This window comes from Micrococcus luteus, assembly GCF_014138885.1.
Lineage (GTDB): Bacteria > Actinomycetota > Actinomycetes > Actinomycetales > Micrococcaceae > Micrococcus > Micrococcus luteus.
Genome location: NZ_JACJIK010000001.1, coordinates 2,385,567 through 2,404,820 on the forward strand (window position 1 = coordinate 2,385,567; position 19,254 = coordinate 2,404,820).

The following is a 19,254-nucleotide window of genomic DNA, read 5'->3' on the forward strand; positions in this document are numbered from 1 at the left end:
CGCGGGGCGCCTGGAAGGCACCGGGCGGGTCCGGCTCAGGACAGGGTGAGCAGCACCTTGCCCGTCGTCGACCGGGACTCGAGGGCGGCGTGCGCGGCGGCCGCGTCCGCCAGCGGGAAGCGCTCGCCGATCCGTACGTCGAGCTCGCCGGAGGCCCACGCCCCGAACACCTCTCCACCACGCCAGCGGGTCTCCTCGCCCGTGCGCGTGTAGTGCACCAGCGAGGGCCGGGTGACGTACAGCGAGCCGGCCGCGTTGAGCCGCTGCAGGTCGAAGGGGGGCACCTGCCCGGAGGCCCCGCCGAAGAGCACGAGTGTGCCGCGCACGCGCAGCACCTCGAGCGAGGTGTCGAAGGTGTCCTTCCCCACGCCGTCGTACACGACGTGCGCGCCCTCGCCGTCCGTCAGCTCCGCCACCGTGGCGGCGAGGTCCGGATAGTCCACCGCGGCAACGGCGCCCGCGCCCCGGGACAGCTCCCGCTTCTCCTCCGTGGACGCCGTGGTGACCACGCGGGCGCCGCGGGCCGTCGCGAGCTGGGTGAGCAGGAGCCCCACCCCGCCGGCACCGGCCGTCACGACCACCGTGTGGCCCTCCTCCACCGGGAAGGTGGACCGGCAGAGGTAGTGGGCCGTCATGCCCTGCAGCGGAAGGGCGGCGGCCTCGGCCAGGTCGATGCCCTCCGGGACGGTGAGGAGACGATCCGCGGGGGCGGTGAAGTGCTCGGCGTACGCACCGGTGGCCGTCGCGGTGGCGACACGGGCCCCCAGGAGCCCGGCGTCCACGCCCTCGCCGAGCGCGATGACCTCGCCGGAGCCCTCCGTACCGGGGGTGAAGGGCAGGTCCATCGTGTAGACCCCGGAGCGCTGGTACGTCTCGATGAAGTTCAGGCCCGCCGCGGCGGTCCGCACCAGCACGTGCCCCGGCGCGGGGGAGGGCACCTCCGTCTCGGTCCACTGCAGGACCTCGGGGCCGCCCGTGGCGGACACGACGACGGCGTGGTGGGTGCGGGGGACGGCGGGGGTGTTCGCAGTGGTCATGGCCCCACTCTAGGAGCGGGCCGGGCCATCCGGCCCGGCCCGGGGGACCCGAGGCGCCGCATAGATATTCGGTGCAACGCATATCTGCGCTAGGATGAAGCCATGACCCACACCGTCGCCGTCTCCGGAGCCAGCGGCTACGCCGGGGGAGAGGCCCTGCGCCTGCTCGCCGGCCACCCGTCCGTCACCGTCGGAGCCATCACGGCCCACTCGAACGCGGGGGAGCGCCTCGGCGCTCTCCAGCCGCACCTGCACGCCCTGGCGGACCGCGTCCTCGCCGAGACCACCGCGGACGTCCTCGCCGGTCACGACGTCGTGATCCTCGCGCTGCCCCACGGGGCCTCCGGGGCGCTGGCGGCCGAGATCGCCGAGCGCTCCCCGGACACCCTGGTGATCGACGCGGGCGCCGACCACCGCCTCGAGTCCGCCGCGGACTGGGAGGCCTTCTACGGCACCGCGCACGCCGGGACCTGGCCCTACGGCCTGCCCGAGCTGCCCGGTCAGCGCGAGCGACTCGCCGGCACCCGCCGCATCGCCGTCCCCGGGTGCTACCCGACCACCTCGATCCTCGCCCTCGCGCCCGGCTTCGCCGCGGGGCTGCTCGAGCCGCAGGACGTGGTGATCGTCGCCGCCTCGGGCACCTCCGGGGCGGGCAAGGCGCTCAAGCCGCACCTGCTCGGCGCCGAGGTCATGGGCGGGATGCGCCCGTACGGCGTCGGCGGCGGGCACCGGCACACCCCGGAGATCGAGCAGGGTCTGGCCCAGGCGGCCGGCGAGCCGGTCCGCGTCTCCTTCACGCCCACGCTCGCGCCGATGTCGCGCGGCATCCTCGCGACGGCCACGGCGCGGCTGCGCCCCGGCGTCGCCGCCGCGGACGTGCGCGCCGCATGGGCCGCGGCCTACGGCGGCGAACGCTTCGTGCACCTGCTCCCCGAGGGGCAGTGGCCCACCACGAAGGCGGTCCTCGGCTCCAACCACGTGCAGCTGCAGCTCGCCGTGGACGAGCGGGCCGGCCGCGTGATCGTCTGCGCGGCGCTCGACAACCTCACCAAGGGCACGGCCGGCGGCGCCGTGCAGTCCATGAACATCGCCCTGGGCCTGCCGGAGCAGGCGGGGCTCGAGCAGCAGGGGGTCGCGCCGTGAGCGTCACCGCAGCACAGGGGTTCCGGGCGGCCGGCGTCACCGCGGGGCTGAAGGCCTCGGGCACGCCCGACGTCGCCGTCGTCGTCAACCAGGGCCCGCGCGACGCGGCGGCCGCCGTCCTCACCGAGAACCGGGTGGCGGCCGCCCCCGTGGTCTGGACCCGCCGCGCCGTGCGGGACGGCCGCGCGACCGCGGTCGTCCTGAACTCCGGCGGGGCCAACGCGGCCACCGGCGCCGAGGGCCTCGAGGACGCCCGTCGCACCGCCGAGCACGCGGCCGCCGCCCTCGGAACCGCCGCCGACGACGTGCTCGTCTGCTCGACCGGCCTCATCGGCGAGCGCCTGCCGATGGACACGCTCACCGCGGGCGTGGCCGAGGCGGTCGCCGCCCTGAGTCCGGACGGCGGCGAGGACGCCGCCGTCGCGATCAAGACCACGGACACCGTGGCCAAGACCGCCGTGGCCCGCGGCGCGGGCTTCACCGTGGGCGGCATGGCCAAAGGGGCGGGCATGCTGGCACCCGGCATGGCCACGATGCTCAGCGTCATCACCACGGACGCCGACGTCCCCGCCCCCGCCCTCGACGCGGCCCTGCGCGAGGCCGTGCGCGCCACCTTCAACCGGGTCGACTCGGACGGGTGCATGTCCACCAATGACACCGTGATCCTGCTGGCCTCGGGCGCGTCCGGGACGGCGCCCGAGCCCGCGGCGTTCGCCGCGGCCCTCCACGAGGTCTGCGCGGACCTGTCCCGCCAGCTCGTCGCCGACGCCGAGGGTGCCCGGCACGACATCGCCGTGCGCGTGGTCCACGCCGAGACCGAGGAGGCGGCCGAGGCCGTCGCGCGCGCTGTCGGCCGCTCCAACCTGTTCAAGACCGCGATCTTCGGCCAGGACCCGAACTGGGGACGCGTGATCGCCGCCGTCGGCACGGTCCCGGAGTGGGTCGCCGCCTTCGACCCGTACGCCCTCGACGTGCGCTTCAACGGCGTCCAGGTGTGCCGCGCCTCCGGCGTGGGAGAGGACCGCTCCCGCGTGGACCTCTCGGCCCGCGAGGTGCTCGTCGAGGTCGACCTGCACGCCGGCGACGCCGAGGCCACGGTCTGGACCAACGACCTGACGCACGACTACGTCCACGAGAACTCCGCCTACTCCACGTGAGGACCCCCAGCATGAGCCCGCACACCGATCCGGCCACGGCGGCCGCGCCCGTCCTGTCCACCGCGGACCGGCTCGACCGCGCCGAGTCCAAGGCGGAGGTCCTCGTCGAGGCCCTGCCCTGGATCCGGCGGTTCGCCGGCACCGTCATGGTCGTCAAGTACGGCGGCAACGCCATGGTGTCGGAGGAGCTGCGCCGGGCGTTCGCCGAGGACATCGTGTTCCTGCACCACGCGGGGGTCCACCCCGTGGTGGTGCACGGCGGCGGCCCGCAGATCAACGCGATGCTCGACCGCCTCGGCATCGCCTCGGAGTTCCGCGGCGGCCTGCGCGTGACCACCGAGGAGGCCATGGACGTGGTCCGCATGGTGCTCACGGGACAGGTGGGCCGCGAGCTGGTCGGCCTCGTGAACTCCCACGGCCCGTACGCCGTCGGCTTCTCCGGCGAGGACGCGGGGCTGCTGCGCGCCCGCCGCACGGGCGCCGTCGTCGACGGCCAGGAGGTGGACCTCGGCCTCGTGGGAGAGGTCACCGGAGTCGACCCGACCGCGATCCTCGACGTGATCGAGTCCGGGCGGATCCCCGTGGTCTCGTCGGTCGCCCCCGAGATCAACGACGACGGCGAGCCCACCGGGCAGGTCCTCAACGTCAATGCGGACACCGCCGCCGCGGCCCTGGCCGCCGCCCTCGGCGCCGCGAAGCTCGTGCTGCTCACCGACGTCGAAGGCCTCTACGCCGACTGGCCGGACCGCGACTCCCTCATCAGCTCGCTCACCGCCGCCCAGCTGCGCGCGCTGCTGCCCTCCCTGGCCTCCGGGATGATCCCGAAGATGGCCGCGTGCCTGGCGGCCGTGGACGCCGGCGTGCAGCGCGCCCACGTCGTGGACGGCCGCCGCCCCCACTCGATGCTGCTCGAGGTCTTCACCTCTGCGGGCGTCGGCACCCAGGTGGTGCCCGACGCCGAGCCCACCGCCCCGACCACCCCCGAGGAGGACGCATGAGCACCGACCAGTCCGCGCTGCTGGAGCGCTACCACGCCGCCCTGACCGGAGTCTTCGGCCGCCCCACCCGCGTGCTCGTGCGCGGCGAGGGGGTCCACGTGTGGGACGCCGACGGCCGGCGCTACACGGACCTGCTGGCCGGCATCGCCGTGAACGCGCTCGGCCACGGCCACCCGGCGCTGGTGCGGGCGGTGTCCGAGCAGGTCGCCACGCTCGGCCACGTGTCCAACCTCTTCACCTCCGAGCCGCAGATCCGCCTGGCCGAGCGCCTGCTGGAGCTGGCCGGCGCGCCCGCGGGCTCCACCGTGTTCTTCGCGAACTCCGGCACGGAGGCCAACGAGGCCGCGTTCAAGCTCGCCCGCCGCCACGGTGCGGACGACCCGTCCGGCCGCCGGACGCGGGTGATCGCGCTCGAGCGGGCCTTCCACGGCCGCACGATGGGCGCCCTCGCGCTCACGCACAAGGAGGCCTACCGGGCGCCCTTCGAGCCGCTGCCCGGCGGCGTGGAGCACGTGCCGGGCGGGGACGCCGCGGCCCTGCGGGCGGCCCTGGCCCCGGACGACGACGGCGCCACCGTCGCCGCCGTCATCCTCGAGCCGGTCCAGGGCGAGGCCGGCGTGCACGGCTGGCCGGCCGGCTACCTGGCCGAGGTGCGGGCCGCGACCCGCGAGGCCGGCGCCCTGATGATCCTCGACGAGGTGCAGTCCGGCGTGGGACGCACCGGCACGTGGTTCGGCTTCCAGAACCCGGCCGTCACCGGGGCGGCCGAGCCGGTGGTGCCCGACGCCTTCACCCTGGCGAAGGGACTGGGCGGCGGCGTGCCGATCGGGGCGCTCGTGTGCGTCGGCCCCGCCGTCTCCGGGCTGCTCACCGCCGGCCAGCACGGCACCACGTTCGGCGGCAACCCCCTGGCCACCGCCGCGGGCCTGGCCGTGCTCCAGACCGTCGAGGACGAGGGCCTGCTCGGCCACGTCCGCGCCGCGGGCGAGGCCGTGGCCGCCCTGCTGGAGGACCTGCACGAGGTGGCCGCGGTGCGCGGTCACGGCCTGTGGATCGGCGTCGATCTGGCCGACCCCGCGGGACCGGCCCCGGCCGGCGGGCTGGCCCCCGCCGTCGTCGCCGCCGGCCTCCAGGCGGGCTGGATCCTCAACGCCACCGGCCCCTCCACCCTGCGCCTGGCCCCGCCGCTGACCGTGCCCGTGGCCGAGCTCGAGCGCTTCGCCGCGGCCCTGCCCGGGCTCGTGGCCGCCGCCCTGACCCCCGCCGAAGGAGACCGCCCATGACCCCCGCTGCCGCCGTCCGCCACTTCCTGGTGGACACGGACCTCACCCCGGCCGAGCAGGCCGAGGTGCTCGACCTCGCCGCGCAGATGAAGGCCGACCGGTTCCGGCACCGCCCGCTGGCCGGGCCCCGGACCGGCATCGTGTTCTTCGACAAGACCTCCACGCGCACCCGCGTCTCGTTCGCGGCCGGCATCGCCGAGCTCGGCGGGACGCCGCTGATCGTGAACCCGGGGGAGTCGCAGCTGGGCCACAAGGAGTCCGTGGCCGACACGGCCCGCGTGCTGGAGCGGATGGTCGGCGTCATCGTCTGGCGCACGTTCGCCCAGGCCGGCCTCGAGGAGATGGCCGCCCATTCCTCGGTGCCCGTGGTCAATGCGCTCAGCGACGACTACCACCCCTGTCAGATCCTCGCCGACCTGCTGACGGTGCGCGAGCACCTCGACGGCACGGCGGGCCGCACTCTGGCGTATCTGGGGGACGCGGCGAACAACATGGCCCACTCGTACCTGCTCGGCTGCGCGACGGCCGGCATGCACGTGCGGGTCGCCGGACCCGAGGGGCACCTGCCTGCCGAGGACGTCGTGGCCGCTGCCCGACAGCGGGCGGCGGAGACGGGCGGTTCCGTCCTCGTCACGACGGACGCGGTGGAGGCCCTGGCGGGCGCGGACGTCGTCGTGACCGACACGTGGGTGTCCATGGGCCAGGAGGAGGAGAAGGAGGCCCGCCTGGCGCTGTTCCGCGACTACCAGGTGGACGCCGCCGCGATGGCGCGGGCGGCCGACGATGCGATCTTCCTGCACTGCCTGCCCGCGTACCGGGGCTACGAAGTCACGGCCGAGGTGATCGACGGGCCGCGGTCCGTGGTGTTCGACGAGGCCGAGAACCGCCTGCACGCGCAGAAGGCGCTCATCGCCTGGCTGCTGTACCGCTCCGGCCTGGCCGAGGAGCCGCGCTGATGGCCGCCCCCACGACGAAGATCGCCCGTCAGGCCGCGATCCGGGAAATCCTGGCCACCCGGGGCATCCGCTCCCAGGCCGAACTCTCGGACGCCCTGGGCGATCGCGGGCTGTCCGTCACCCAGGGCACGCTCTCGCGGGACCTGGTGGACCTCGGCGCGGTGCGGACGCGCGGGCCGGCCGGCATGGTCTACGCCCTGCCGGCGGAGGGCGACGACGGCGCCGTGCCGGGCCGCGGTTCGGACGCGCAGCTGAACCGGCTGGCGAGCATGGCCCGCGAGCTGCTCGTCTCCGCCGAGCCCACGGCGAACCTCGTGGTCCTGCGCACGCCCCCGGGTGCGGCGCAGTTCCTGGCCAGCGTGATCGACCAGGCGCGCGTGGAGCACGTGATGGGCACGATCGCCGGCGACGACACCATCCTCCTCATCACCACGGGGACCACGTCCGCCCCGGCCGTCGCGGCCCACCTGCTGGGTCTGGCGGGCTAACCGACCCGTCCGGCCCCGCCCGCGCGGGTGACGGGCACCAGACACGAGGAAGGCCCCCGCCGACGGCGGGGGCCTTCCTCGTGTCGTACCGGTCCGGGGGACCGGTCAGGCGTCTCAGGCCTGCGGCAGGACGAGCTCCTGGCCGACGTAGATCACGGCGGCGTCGGAGACGGCGCCCTTGTTGGCCTCGTAGAGGGCGGTCCAGCCACCCTCCACCTCGTACTCGTTGGCGAGCTTCCAGAGGGAGTCACCGGACTTGACGACGATGGTCTCGGCCTCGGCGACGACGGCCTGCTCCGCGGCAGCGGCCTGCTGAGCGGCAGCCTGCTCAGCGGCAGCGGCCTTCTGAGCGGCAGCCTGCTCAGCGGCAGCGGCCTTCTGAGCGGCAGCCTTCTCCGCGGCAGCGGCCTTCTGAGCGGCAGCCTTCTCCGCGGCGGCGGCACGCTGGGCGGCAGCCTTGTCGGCGGCGGCCTGCTCGGCAGCAGCCTGCTTGGCGGCCCAGCGCTCGGCGGCGGCCTGGTCGGCAGCAGCCTGCTTGGCGGCCCAGCGCTCGGCGGCGGCCTGGTCGGCAGCAGCCTGCTTGGCGGCCCAGCGCTCGGCCGCGGCCTGGTCGGCAGCAGCCTGCTCAGCCGCGGCCTGGTCGGCAGCAGCCTGCTCAGCCGCAGCCTGGTCGGCAGCAGTCTCGTCCGCGGCGGACTGGCGCTGCACGGTGGCGGTGCGCTCCACGGCGACCGGGGCGGCGTCCACGTCGCCGGCGTCCGCGTCAGCCTGGGTCAGGCCCAGCTTCTGCGAGCACAGCGGCCAGGCGCCCCAGCCCTGCAGGTCCTGGAGGATCTCGGCGCGCTTGATCTGCTCGGCCTTCGAGGCCTGATGCGGGTAGCCCTCGCCGCCGACGGCCTGCCAGGAGGACAGGGTGAACTGCACGCCGCCGTAGAAGCCGTTGCCGGTGTTGATGTCCCAGGTGCCGTTGGACTCGCACTCGGCGAGGCGATCCCAGGTGTCCACGGTGGCGGCCTGGGCCGGAGCGGAGAAGCCCACGGCGGCGGCGCCGGCGAGGGTCATGCCCGCAACGATCGAGGCGGTGGCACGGCGGGAGCGGGTGGCGGAAGTGGTGAAGAGAGTCATGGTGTCCATGGCGAGTCCTCGCTGATCGGCGGCCGAGGCGCGCCGGGGTCGTCCTTCTCCTTGGTCGGGTCATGCCCTCCGTCGGTTCGAGACGACCCAGCAGCGGGCGACCGTCGGAGGGGGTTCGATGTCGTGGCCTCCCCGTCCCCGACCTCTCGGTCAGATCACGGTTCGATCACGAATCGGCTACGGAAGAGTCAACGACGGGAGCCCCCCTCGCGTCAAATCATGGGTCGACGGATTCTTGCCCGTCCGTCTCACATTTGAGATCAGGTGACGAATCGCTACCTGAGGCGGGAGTACGTGGACGAAATGCACGCCACTGCCCGCATTGGATCTCAGGGCGTCTGATTGGACAGTGTGGACAACCTCCGTCACAGGGGCGTGGGCGAAGGTCACGATCGACGGTCGAAGCCGTGACCGGCGTCGCGTTCGACCCGAACTTCGAGCGCGGGGCCATGGTTGCGGGTGGCCGCCGCGGTGGGCGCAGAGGGGCTGCGCAGGATCCATCGGGAGCTGATATTCCGTCAGTTGCATATTTATTCAAGACCCGGGTAGGATCGTCGCCGAGCACGCCTTCGACGGCCACGTGCCGCGCTCGGAGACGCCCCCCTATATAAAGGAGAAAACGTGAAGGAACGCATCATCCTTGCCTACTCGGGCGGCCTGGACACCTCGGTGGCCATCGGCTGGATCGCCGAGGCCACGGGCGCCGAGGTCGTCGCCGTCGCGGTCGACGTGGGCCAGGGGGGCGAGTCCCTCGAGACGATCCGCCAGCGCGCCCTGGACTGCGGCGCCGTCGAGGCCTACGTCGCCGACGCGCGTGAGGAGTTCGCCGAGCAGTACTGCATGCCCACGCTCAAGGCCAACGCCCTCTACATGGACGCCTACCCGCTGGTCTCCGCGATCTCGCGCCCGGTCATCTCCCGCCACCTGGTCGCGGCGGCCCGCCAGTTCGGCGCCTCGACGGTGGCGCACGGCTGCACCGGCAAGGGCAACGACCAGGTCCGCTTCGAGGTCTCCATCCAGACCCTCGGCCCCGACCTGAAGTGCATCGCCCCGGTGCGCGACCTCGCCCTGACCCGCGAGAAGGCCATCGAGTACGCCGAGCGCAACGACCTGCCGATCGTCACCACCAAGAAGAACCCGTTCTCGATCGACCAGAACGTGTGGGGCCGCGCCGTCGAGACCGGCTTCCTCGAGGACATCTGGAACGGCCCCACGAAGGACGTCTACGACTACACGGACGACCCCGCCTTCCCGCCGGCGCCGGACGTGGTCACGATCGCCTTCGAGCGCGGCGTCCCCACGGCCCTCGACGGCCGCGCGCTGAGCCCGCTGGAGATCATCGAGGAGCTCAACCGCCGGGCCGGCGCCCAGGGCGTGGGCCGGATCGACATCGTCGAGGACCGCCTCGTGGGCATCAAGTCCCGCGAGATCTACGAGGCCCCGGGCGCCATGGCGCTGATCGCGGCCCACCGCGAGCTCGAGAACGTCACCCTGGAGCGGGAACAGGCGCGCTTCAAGAAGCATGTGGACCAGCGCTGGACCGAGCTGGTCTACGACGGCCAGTGGTACTCCCCGCTGAAGCGCAACCTGGACACGTTCATCGACGCGACCCAGGAGCACGTCAACGGTGAGATCCGCCTGGAGCTCCACGGCGGCCGCGCGACGGTGCAGGGTCGCCGGTCCGAGACCGGCCTGTACGACTTCAACCTCGCCACATACGACGAGGGCGACTCGTTCGACCAGTCCTCGGCCCGCGGGTTCATCGACATCTTCGGCCTGTCCGCGAAGACGGCCTCCGAGCGCGAGCAGCGCCTGCGCGGCAGCGACGACCTCCAGGACGTCGCCCGCCTGTCCAACGACTGACCCCGCACGCCCCGCGCACGACGGCGGCCCGCCCGCGACCGGGCCGGCCGCCGTCGGCCTGTCACCGACCTCGAGGAGACCTTCGATGACCGAGAACACCGACGCCCGCCACGGGACCAACGAGGGCGCCCTGTGGGGCGGCCGCTTCGCCGGCGGCCCTTCCGAGGCGCTCGCCGCGCTCAGCAAGTCCACGCACTTCGACTGGCGCCTGGCGCCCTATGACATCGCCGGCTCCCGTGCCCACGCCCGGGTGCTGCACACCGCCGGTCTGCTCAGTGCGGACGACCTGGACGGGATGATCGCGGCCCTCGACCGGCTCGAGGCGGACGTGCGTTCCGGTGCCTACACCCCGGCAGCGTCCGATGAGGACGTGCACGGCTCGCTCGAGCGCGGCCTCATCGACCGGGCCGGTCCCGAGCTCGGCGGCCGCCTGCGGGCCGGCCGATCCCGCAACGACCAGGTCGCCACCCTCGGCCGGATGTTCCTGCGCGACCACGCCCGCATCATCGCGCGGGGCGTGATCGCCACGGTGGACGCGCTCCTCGATCAGGCGCGGGCGCACCCGTACGCGCCGATGCCGGGCCGCACCCACCTGCAGCACGCGCAGCCCGTCCTGCTCTCGCATCACCTGCTCGCGCACGCCTGGGCATTCGCGCGGGACCTGCAGCGGCTCGTGGACTGGGACGCACGCGCGGCCGTCTCGCCGTACGGCTCCGGGGCCCTGGCCGGCTCCTCCCTGGGTCTGGACCCGAACGCCGTGGCCGCCGAGCTCGGCTTCGAGTCGGCCGTGTGGAACTCGATCGACGGCACCGCCGCACGCGACGTGTACGCGGAGTTCGCGTGGGTCGCCGCGATGGTCGGCGTCGACCTGTCCCGCATCTCGGAGGAGGTCATCTTCTGGGCCACCAAGGAGGCGGGCTTCGTGAGGCTCCATGACGCGTACTCCACGGGGTCCTCGATCATGCCGCAGAAGAAGAACCCGGACGTCGCCGAGCTGGCCCGCGGCAAGTCCGGCCGCCTCATCGGCGACCTCACGGGGCTGCTGGCCACGCTCAAGGGCATGCCGCTGGCCTACAACCGCGACCTGCAGGAGGACAAGGAGCCCGTCTTCGACGCCGCGGACACCCTCGAGCTGCTGCTGCCCGCCGTCTCCGGGATGATCGCCACCCTCGAGTTCCAGACGGAGCGCATGGCGGAGCTGGCCCCGCAGGGCTTCGCGCTGGCCACCGACGTCGCCGAGTGGCTCGTCCGCCAGGGGGTCCCGTTCCGCGAGGCCCACGAGCTGTCGGGCGAGGCCGTGATGGCGGCCGAGGCCCGGGGCGTGGAGCTGTGGGACCTCACGGACGACGAGTACGCCGCCATCTCGCCGGCGCTGACCCCGCAGGTCCGCGAGGTGCTCAGCACGGAGGGCTCGCTCGCCTCTCGCGACGCCCAGGGCGGGACCGCGCCGACGGCCGTCGCGGCGCAGATCGGGGCGCTCGAGGACGCCCTGGCGCCGCTGCGCCGCTGGGCCGACACGCCGGGCTCCGTCGTCGACGCCCGCTGACGCGGTCGCCCGGCCGAGGCGGCGCCGACCGGGCCGGACGCGGCGGCGCCCCCAGGGCACCGCCGCGTCACCCGCCGTTCACCGCGGTCGGCGTAGCATGGGTGGTCACTTTTCCGCCGGGCGGGCCGCAGCATGGTCCGCCCCTCACCGCACCGCGAGGGCCCCCGATGACCGATACCGTGTCCGTCCGCCAGTCCGAGCTCGACCTCGAGCGGGGTCGGGTCGCCGAGCGGTACGCCCGCCTCGACGCCCTGCGTGAGGAGAAGGAGCGCCAGCTCGCGGCCGTGCGCCGGACCGGCCCGCAGGGGTCGCTGCAGAACCACTCCGAGCGCGACGCCTTCGCCAGCCTCTACGAGGACCGACTCGCCCAGCTCTACGCCGTGGACGACCGCCTCGTCTTCGGCCGGCTCGACCTCGACGCCGAGCGGGAGGGTGGGGCCGACGAGCAGCGGTACATCGGGCGCATCGGCCTCACCACCGAGGACCACGAGCGCCTCCTCGTCGACTGGCGCGCGGCCGAGGCCGGCGCCTTCTACCAGGCGACGGCGGCCCACCGGGGCCGCGTGCGCCGTCGTCGTCACCTGATGCTGCGGGGGCGCGAGGTGCGCGACCTCGAGGACGACATCCTGGACCCGACGCTGCTGGGCGAGGACGGCGTGCGCGCCGATGCCCAGGGTGCGCTGCTGGCCGCCGTCACCGCCCGACGCACGGGACGGATGGGGGACATCGTCGCCACGATCCAGGCGGAGCAGGACGAGGTGATCCGCGCGCCCCTGCCCGGGGCGGTCGTGGTGCAGGGCGGGCCCGGCACGGGGAAGACCGCCGTCGCCCTACACCGTGCGGCCTACCTGCTGTACACCCACCGGGAGCGCCTCGCGCGCTCGGGCGTGCTGATCGTCGGCCCGTCGACCGCGTTCATGCGGTACATCGAGCGGGTGCTGCCCTCGCTGGGCGAGACCGGTGTCGTGATGTCCTCGCTGGGGACGCTGATGCCGGGCGTGCGGGCCGTCCCGGAGCCGGACCTCGACGCGGCGGCGGTGAAGGGCCGGCTGGACATGGTGGACGCCGTCGCCCACGCGGTCGCGCAGCGCCAGCGCCTGCTCGTCGAGCCGCGGCGCCTGATGATCGACGGCACGGCCGTCAAGCTCAAGCCGGCCATGGTCCGGCGCGCCCGGGACAAGGCACGGGCCACCCGCAAGCCCCACAACGAGGCCCGGGTGACGTTCGTGAAGATCCTCGTCCGCGAGCTCGCGGAGAAGCTGCGCAAGAAGCTGGAGAAGTCCTCGGGCACCCCGGTGCAGCGTGACCTCCTGCTCGAGGACGTGCGCACCTCGCGCGACGTGCGCATCGCGCTCAACCTCTGCTGGATGCCGCTGACGCCGGAGAAGCTCATCGGCGACCTCCTCACCCGGGAGGACCGGCTCCGGGCGGCTGCCCCGTGGCTGTCCGACGCCGAGGTCGGCGCGCTCCTGCGCCCGGCCGACGCCCCCTGGACCGAGGCCGACGTGCCCCTGCTGGACGAGGCGGCCGAGCTGCTCGGACGCCTCGACACCCCGGGCCGGGGCGGCGAGTCCGCGGCCCAGCACGAGCGCAACCTCGAGAACGCCCGGGCGTCCCTGGAGAACATGCACCAGACGCTCGCGGACCTGGGCGTCGACGGCGTCGTGGACGCCGAGCAGCTGGCCGCGGCCAATGAGGCGCGCGGCGTGCGACGGACCACCGCCGAGACCGCGGCCCACGACCGCACCTGGACGTACGGGCACGTGGTGGTGGACGAGGCCCAGGAGCTCTCTCCGATGCAGTGGCGCCTGCTGGCGCGCCGCTGCCCGATGAAGTCGTTCACCATCGTGGGCGACATCGCGCAGTCCTCCCGTCGCGACGCGGCCGGCTCGTGGGCGTCCGTCCTCGCCCCGGAGTTCGGGGACCGCTGGCGCCTGGAAGAGCTGACCGTGAACTACCGCTCGCCGGCGCGCGTGATGCGCTGGGCCGCGCAGGTCGCACGGGCGGCCGGGCTCGAGGTCTCCCATCCGCGCGCCGTGCGCGAGGGCGACCACCGCCCGCGCCTGGTGACGGAGCCGGGCGGTGACGTCGCGGCCCTGGCCCTCGACGCGGTGGAGGCCGAGCGGGACCGCGTGCCCGAGGCCCTGACCGCCGTGATCGCCCCCGCCGAGCGGACGGGGGAGCTGCTCACGGCCCTCCGGGAGCGGTGGGGGGAGGCGGCCGTGGACACCGCGCCGCTGCCCGGCGTCGAGATCGTCGTCGCCACCCCGTGGGAGACCAAGGGGCTGGAGTTCGACACCGTCGTGCTCGTCTCGCCCGAGCGGATCGTGGCCGACGCGCGCGGCGTGGTGGGCGATCTGTACGTGGCGATGACCCGCGCCACCCAGTCGCTGTCCGTCGTCGCCGGGACGGACGCGGCCGCGCTGCCGGCCGGGCTGGCGGACGTCCCGGAGTGAGCCCCGCGGGCGACGTCGCACGTGCGCGGCGTCGCGGAGGCGCGCGGGCGCGTCGCTAGGTGTTGTGGGTCATGAGGTTCTTGCCACGAGGCGCCGGCTGAGATGAGACGAGTGGGCCTCTCCCGCAGGATGGAAGTTCCTACACCACCGACCTGCCCGAGAAGACCCACTCATGACTCACGCTAACGCACCCCTGACCCCGACCGGCCGTCTCAGGATGGTCCACCGCCACCTGCACGACGGGATCCCGCAGGCGCACGTGGCCGCCGAGTTCCGGGTGAGCCGGCCCACGGTGGCCACCTGGGTGGCCCGCTACCGCGCCCAGGGAGAAGCCGGCCTTCAGGACCTGCCCAGCCGGCCGCACCGTTCACCTGCCCAGCTCGATCCGGTCTTGGTCGCCCAGATCCACGCCCTGCGGCGGGAGCGCAAGTGGTCCGCACGGCGCATCCATCACCACCTCGTCTCCGAGGGCCACCGGGTGTGTCTTCGTACCGTGGGACGGTGGCTGCACCGACTCGGGATCTCCCGGTTACGGGACCTGACCCCGGCCGGAGAAGACCTGCGCCAACGACCCCAGAAGATCACCGCCCGCGGCCCGGGGCACATGGTGCACCTGGATGTGAAGAAGATCGGGAAGATCCCAGACGGGGGCGGCTGGCGCACCCACGGACGTGAAAGTGAAGCAGGCCGTGCTTCCAAGCGCGGGCCTGGCCGGCGGGTCGGCTACACCTACCTGCACTCGGCGATCGACGGGTACACCCGCCTGGCGTACACCGAGGCGTTGGAGGACGAGAAGGCGGTGACCACGATCGGGTTCTTCTGCCGGGCCCGCGCGTTCTTCGCCGCCCACGGCATCACCGTGGACCGGGTGGTCACGGACAACGGGAACAACTACCGGGCCGTGGACTTCACCGCCAAGGTGGTCTCGCTCGGGGGCCGGCACCACCGGATCCGCCCCTACACCCCGCGCCATAACGGGAAGGTCGAACGGTACAACCGGCTGATGGTCGATGAGGTCCTCTACGCCCGCCCGTATACCTCAGAGACAGCTCGGCGTGAGGCGCTGGCCGTGTGGGTGAACCACTACAACTACCATCGGCCTCATACCTCCTGCGGGGACGCCCCTCCGGCCTCGTTGGCCCCGGCCCGAGTCAACAACGTCATGCCCTCCTACAGCTAGGCTGGGGGCTATGGCACCCCAGAACGAGGAGCGCGCGGCCCGACTGCGCGCACAGGCGAACGACCCGAGCTTCGAGAACGTCTGGCAGGAGCTGCGCTGGCGCGGGCTCGTGCACGTCTCGACGGACGAGGCCGCGCTGGAACAGGCGCTGGCCGGGGAGCCCGTCTCGTATTACTGCGGCTTCGACCCGACCGCTCCGTCTCTCCACCTGGGACACCTGGTCCAGCTGCTCACACTGCGCCGCCTGCAGCTCGCCGGCCACCGCCCGTATGCCCTCGTGGGCGGCGCCACCGGCCTCATCGGCGACCCGCGGCAGACCTCGGAGCGCGTCCTGAACTCGCAGGAGACCGTGGCGGCGTGGGTGGAGTCGCTGCGCGCGCAGATCGAGCCGTACCTCTCCTTCGAGGGGGAGAACGCGGCGACCATGGTCAACAACCTGGACTGGACCGCGGGCATGAGCGCGCTGGACTTCCTGCGGGACGTCGGCAAGAACTTCCGCGTCGGCACGATGGTGAAGAAGGAGATCGTGGCCAAGCGCCTGAACTCTGATGAGGGCATCTCCTACACGGAGTTCTCCTACCAGGTGCTGCAGGGCAACGACTTCCTCGAGCTGCACCGCCGGCACGGCGTGACCCTCCAGACCGGCGGCTCCGACCAGTGGGGCAACCTCACCGCCGGCACCGAGCTGATCCGCAAGGTGGAGGGGACCCACGCCCATGCGCTGGGCACGCCGCTGATCACGAACGCGGACGGCACCAAGTTCGGCAAGTCCGAGGGCAACGCCGTCTGGCTCGACGCGGAGATGTGCTCCCCGTACGCCTTCTACCAGTTCTGGCTCAACACGGCGGACGCGGACGTCGTCGACCGACTCAAGGTCTTCACGTTCCTGACCCGCGCGGAGATCGAGGAGTACGCGCAGAAGGTGGCCGACGAGCCGTTCCGCCGGGAAGCCCAGAGGCGCCTGGCGTGGGAGGTCACGGCGCTGGCCCACGGAGAGGAGACGACGACGAAGGTCATCGAGGCCTCCCAGGCGGTGTTCGGAGGCGGCGACCTCACCACGGTGGACCCGGACACGCTGACCGCCGTGCTGGCCGAGCTGCCGCAGGCCGACCGGACCCAGTGGGAGGGGGAGCCGGGCACCGTGACCGCGGTCGAGCTGCTGGTCTCCACCGGGCTGGTCGCCTCGCGCTCCGAGGCGCGTCGGACGGTGCGCGACGGCGGCGCGTCGGTGAACAACGTGCGGGTGACGGATGCCGACCAGGTGTTCACCCGAGACGACGCCTTCGCCGGCCGGCACCTGCTGGTGCGCCGGGGCAAGAAGAACATGGCGGGCGCGGACCTGGGGGAGGCCTGACCACGGCCGCAGACCACCGGTGTCCACCGGCTCGCCAGAAGTGACCGAGGACACGACGGGCGACGACGGCGGAGAAACCGCCCACGGGAGGAGCACAGGGCCCCGTTCTCCGCAGGATTCTGCGGAGAACGGGGCCCTTTTTCATGCGTGGCCGCCGGGTGTCACCCTTGATTTTGTGTTCGGTGGGGTTCGTGTGTAGAGTTCCATCTCGTGCTCAAGAGGCCGACCGGGTGACCGGGAGGCGGGGTGAAGAACACAGAATCCGCGGATTCATGCCGAGAATGGCAGGTCCAGGGCGGGTGGTGCTCACCGGGTGCGCGGCCGGCAGTGATGCGGGTCGGGATTCCTGAAGAAGATGATCTGGTTTGACAGCCGGGGATCATGTGGTAAGCTTTTCGAGGCCTTCCACGTGGATGGTCCGGTGAGTGTCTGGCCCCGCGGAAGCGGAGTTGACATGGTCGGATCGCGTGGTAAGGTTTTCTAGCCCGGCCACGTGAACGGACGGTGAATGCTTCGGACACGGAGTTGACACGGTCGAAACGGATGGTCTAGGGTGGAGAAGTTGCTCCAGAGCGAAACGGCCCGCGGAGCGGGTCGCTGAAGCTGGAAGCGCCTGTTGTTTGAGAACTCAATAGTGTGCCAAGTTTGTTGATGCCAATTGTTTTAACACATATTGGTTGATCATCGCCTGCCACCCCCGTGGTGTGGTGATGGTTTGCTAGGTATTGAATGGATGTCGTGGTGGTTATTTCCGGCTGCCACGGTGTTGTTCTGTAATTTTTTTACGGAGAGTTTGATCCTGGCTCAGGATGAACGCTGGCGGCGTGCTTAACACATGCAAGTCGAACGATGAAGCCCAGCTTGCTGGGTGGATTAGTGGCGAACGGGTGAGTAACACGTGAGTAACCTGCCCTTAACTCTGGGATAAGCCTGGGAAGCTGGGTCTAATACCGGATAGGAGCGTCCACCGCATGGTGGGTGTTGGAAAGATTTATCGGTTTTGGATGGACTCGCGGCCTATCAGCTTGTTGGTGAGGTAATGGCTCACCAAGGCGACGACGGGTAGCCGGCCTGAGAGGGTGACCGGCCACACTGGGACTGAGACACGGCCCAGACTCCTACGGGAGGCAGCAGTGGGGAATATTGCACAATGGGCGAAAGCCTGATGCAGCGACGCCGCGTGAGGGATGACGGCCTTCGGGTTGTAAACCTCTTTCAGTAGGGAAGAAGCGAAAGTGACGGTACCTGCAGAAGAAGCACCGGCTAACTACGTGCCAGCAGCCGCGGTAATACGTAGGGTGCGAGCGTTATCCGGAATTATTGGGCGTAAAGAGCTCGTAGGCGGTTTGTCGCGTCTGTCGTGAAAGTCCGGGGCTTAACCCCGGATCTGCGGTGGGTACGGGCAGACTAGAGTGCAGTAGGGGAGACTGGAATTCCTGGTGTAGCGGTGGAATGCGCAGATATCAGGAGGAACACCGATGGCGAAGGCAGGTCTCTGGGCTGTAACTGACGCTGAGGAGCGAAAGCATGGGGAGCGAACAGGATTAGATACCCTGGTAGTCCATGCCGTAAACGTTGGGCACTAGGTGTGGGGACCATTCCACGGTTTCCGCGCCGCAGCTAACGCATTAAGTGCCCCGCCTGGGGAGTACGGCCGCAAGGCTAAAACTCAAAGGAATTGACGGGGGCCCGCACAAGCGGCGGAGCATGCGGATTAATTCGATGCAACGCGAAGAACCTTACCAAGGCTTGACATGTTCTCGATCGCCGTAGAGATACGGTTTCCCCTTTGGGGCGGGTTCACAGGTGGTGCATGGTTGTCGTCAGCTCGTGTCGTGAGATGTTGGGTTAAGTCCCGCAACGAGCGCAACCCTCGTTCCATGTTGCCAGCACGTCGTGGTGGGGACTCATGGGAGACTGCCGGGGTCAACTCGGAGGAAGGTGAGGACGACGTCAAATCATCATGCCCCTTATGTCTTGGGCTTCACGCATGCTACAATGGCCGGTACAATGGGTTGCGATACTGTGAGGTGGAGCTAATCCCAAAAAGCCGGTCTCAGTTCGGATTGGGGTCTGCAACTCGACCCCATGAAGTCGGAGTCGCTAGTAATCGCAGATCAGCAACGCTGCGGTGAATACGTTCCCGGGCCTTGTACACACCGCCCGTCAAGTCACGAAAGTTGGTAACACCCGAAGCCGGTGGCCTAACCCTTGTGGGGGGAGCCGTCGAAGGTGGGACCAGCGATTGGGACTAAGTCGTAACAAGGTAGCCGTACCGGAAGGTGCGGCTGGATCACCTCCTTTCTAAGGAGCATTAGTGCCCGTTGCATCACCGCGTGTGTGATGGCGGGTTGCTCATGGGTGGAACATCAATGAATGGTGCCAGTGGTGGTGCCGGCAGTGCTCGAGTACGTCATGCCTTTGCGGGTGTGGTTGGAATGGGTGGTGTTGGTGGCTGCGAGCTGGTGTTGGCACACTGTTGGGTCCTGGAACAGCAGGCACCCTGGCCTTGGGGTTGGGGTTGTTGTTTCTGGTCTCCGTATCTTGTGAAGCTGGCCTTGTGGGTTGGTGGATGGGGTGTGGGTTGTTGTTTGAGAACTGCATAGTGGACGCGAGCATCTTATTTTTTTGTTGCTGCATCGTTGATCGCACTGTTCCC

General features: G+C 71.3%; 13 protein-coding genes and 1 rRNA gene. 12 read left to right on the top strand and 2 right to left on the bottom strand.

Annotated elements, in window-relative coordinates; translation table 11 throughout:
- Positions 1-35 precede the first annotated feature (35 nt).
- Positions 36-1,037, bottom strand: a complete 1,002-nt coding sequence (locus HDA34_RS11070) for a quinone oxidoreductase family protein (RefSeq protein ID WP_134377359.1) — start codon at positions 1,035-1,037, stop codon at positions 36-38.
- A 102-nt stretch (positions 1,038-1,139) separates the two neighbouring features.
- Between HDA34_RS11070 and argC the strand changes: the two genes are divergently transcribed.
- From argC to argR, 6 genes are read left to right on the top strand one after another with little or no spacing between them, the layout of a single operon-like run.
- Entirely contained in the window at positions 1,140-2,180 is a 1,041-nt protein-coding gene (gene argC, locus HDA34_RS11075) for an N-acetyl-gamma-glutamyl-phosphate reductase (RefSeq protein WP_095694725.1), read from the top strand.
- On the top strand, positions 2,177-3,337 hold the full coding sequence (gene argJ / locus HDA34_RS11080; RefSeq protein ID WP_134377360.1) for a bifunctional glutamate N-acetyltransferase/amino-acid acetyltransferase ArgJ: 1,161 nt from the start codon (positions 2,177-2,179) through the stop codon (positions 3,335-3,337). Before argC ends, argJ begins: the two co-directional genes overlap by 4 nt.
- Before the next feature lie 11 nt (positions 3,338-3,348).
- A complete protein-coding gene (gene argB, locus HDA34_RS11085; protein WP_233437090.1) occupies positions 3,349-4,335 on the top strand; it encodes an acetylglutamate kinase in 987 nt (328 codons plus the stop codon).
- Positions 4,332-5,618: an acetylornithine transaminase gene (locus tag HDA34_RS11090; protein ID WP_134377361.1), complete on the top strand. Its 1,287-nt coding sequence runs from the start codon at positions 4,332-4,334 to the stop codon at positions 5,616-5,618. Before argB ends, HDA34_RS11090 begins: the two co-directional genes overlap by 4 nt.
- Positions 5,615-6,574 carry an ornithine carbamoyltransferase gene (gene argF, locus HDA34_RS11095; RefSeq protein ID WP_049147959.1) on the top strand — a complete coding sequence of 320 codons (960 nt, stop codon included), beginning with the start codon at positions 5,615-5,617 and terminating at the stop codon, positions 6,572-6,574. The genes HDA34_RS11090 and argF overlap by 4 nt, the downstream gene beginning before the upstream one ends.
- A complete protein-coding gene (gene argR, locus HDA34_RS11100; protein WP_049147960.1) occupies positions 6,574-7,062 on the top strand; it encodes an arginine repressor in 489 nt (162 codons plus the stop codon). The genes argF and argR overlap by 1 nt, the downstream gene beginning before the upstream one ends.
- 114 nt (positions 7,063-7,176) lie before the next feature.
- Here the strand turns inward: argR and rpf are convergent, their stop codons facing one another.
- Positions 7,177-8,196, bottom strand: a complete 1,020-nt coding sequence (gene rpf, locus HDA34_RS11105; RefSeq protein ID WP_134377362.1) for a resuscitation-promoting factor Rpf — start codon at positions 8,194-8,196, stop codon at positions 7,177-7,179.
- Between the two features lie 621 nt (positions 8,197-8,817).
- Between rpf and HDA34_RS11110 the strand changes: the two genes are divergently transcribed.
- From HDA34_RS11110 to HDA34_RS11135, 6 genes are all read left to right on the top strand, one after another.
- Entirely contained in the window at positions 8,818-10,059 is a 1,242-nt protein-coding gene (locus HDA34_RS11110; RefSeq protein ID WP_049146392.1) for an argininosuccinate synthase, read from the top strand.
- A gap of 85 nt (positions 10,060-10,144) precedes the next feature.
- Positions 10,145-11,605: an argininosuccinate lyase gene (argH, locus tag HDA34_RS11115; protein WP_134377363.1), complete on the top strand. Its 1,461-nt coding sequence runs from the start codon at positions 10,145-10,147 to the stop codon at positions 11,603-11,605.
- Positions 11,606-11,772: 167 nt separating this feature from the next.
- Positions 11,773-14,061 (top strand): HelD family protein, encoded by a 2,289-nt coding sequence (locus HDA34_RS11120; RefSeq protein WP_134377364.1) that lies wholly within the window; start codon positions 11,773-11,775, stop codon positions 14,059-14,061.
- 172 nt (positions 14,062-14,233) lie between these two features.
- Positions 14,234-15,241, top strand: a complete 1,008-nt coding sequence (locus tag HDA34_RS11125) for an IS481 family transposase (protein WP_182496717.1) — start codon at positions 14,234-14,236, stop codon at positions 15,239-15,241.
- A 10-nt stretch (positions 15,242-15,251) separates the two neighbouring features.
- Positions 15,252-16,595 (top strand): tyrosine--tRNA ligase, encoded by a 1,344-nt coding sequence (tyrS, locus tag HDA34_RS11130; RefSeq protein ID WP_070708495.1) that lies wholly within the window; start codon positions 15,252-15,254, stop codon positions 16,593-16,595.
- A gap of 781 nt (positions 16,596-17,376) precedes the next feature.
- Positions 17,377-18,899 (top strand): 16S ribosomal RNA (locus HDA34_RS11135).
- Positions 18,900-19,254 lie beyond the last annotated feature (355 nt).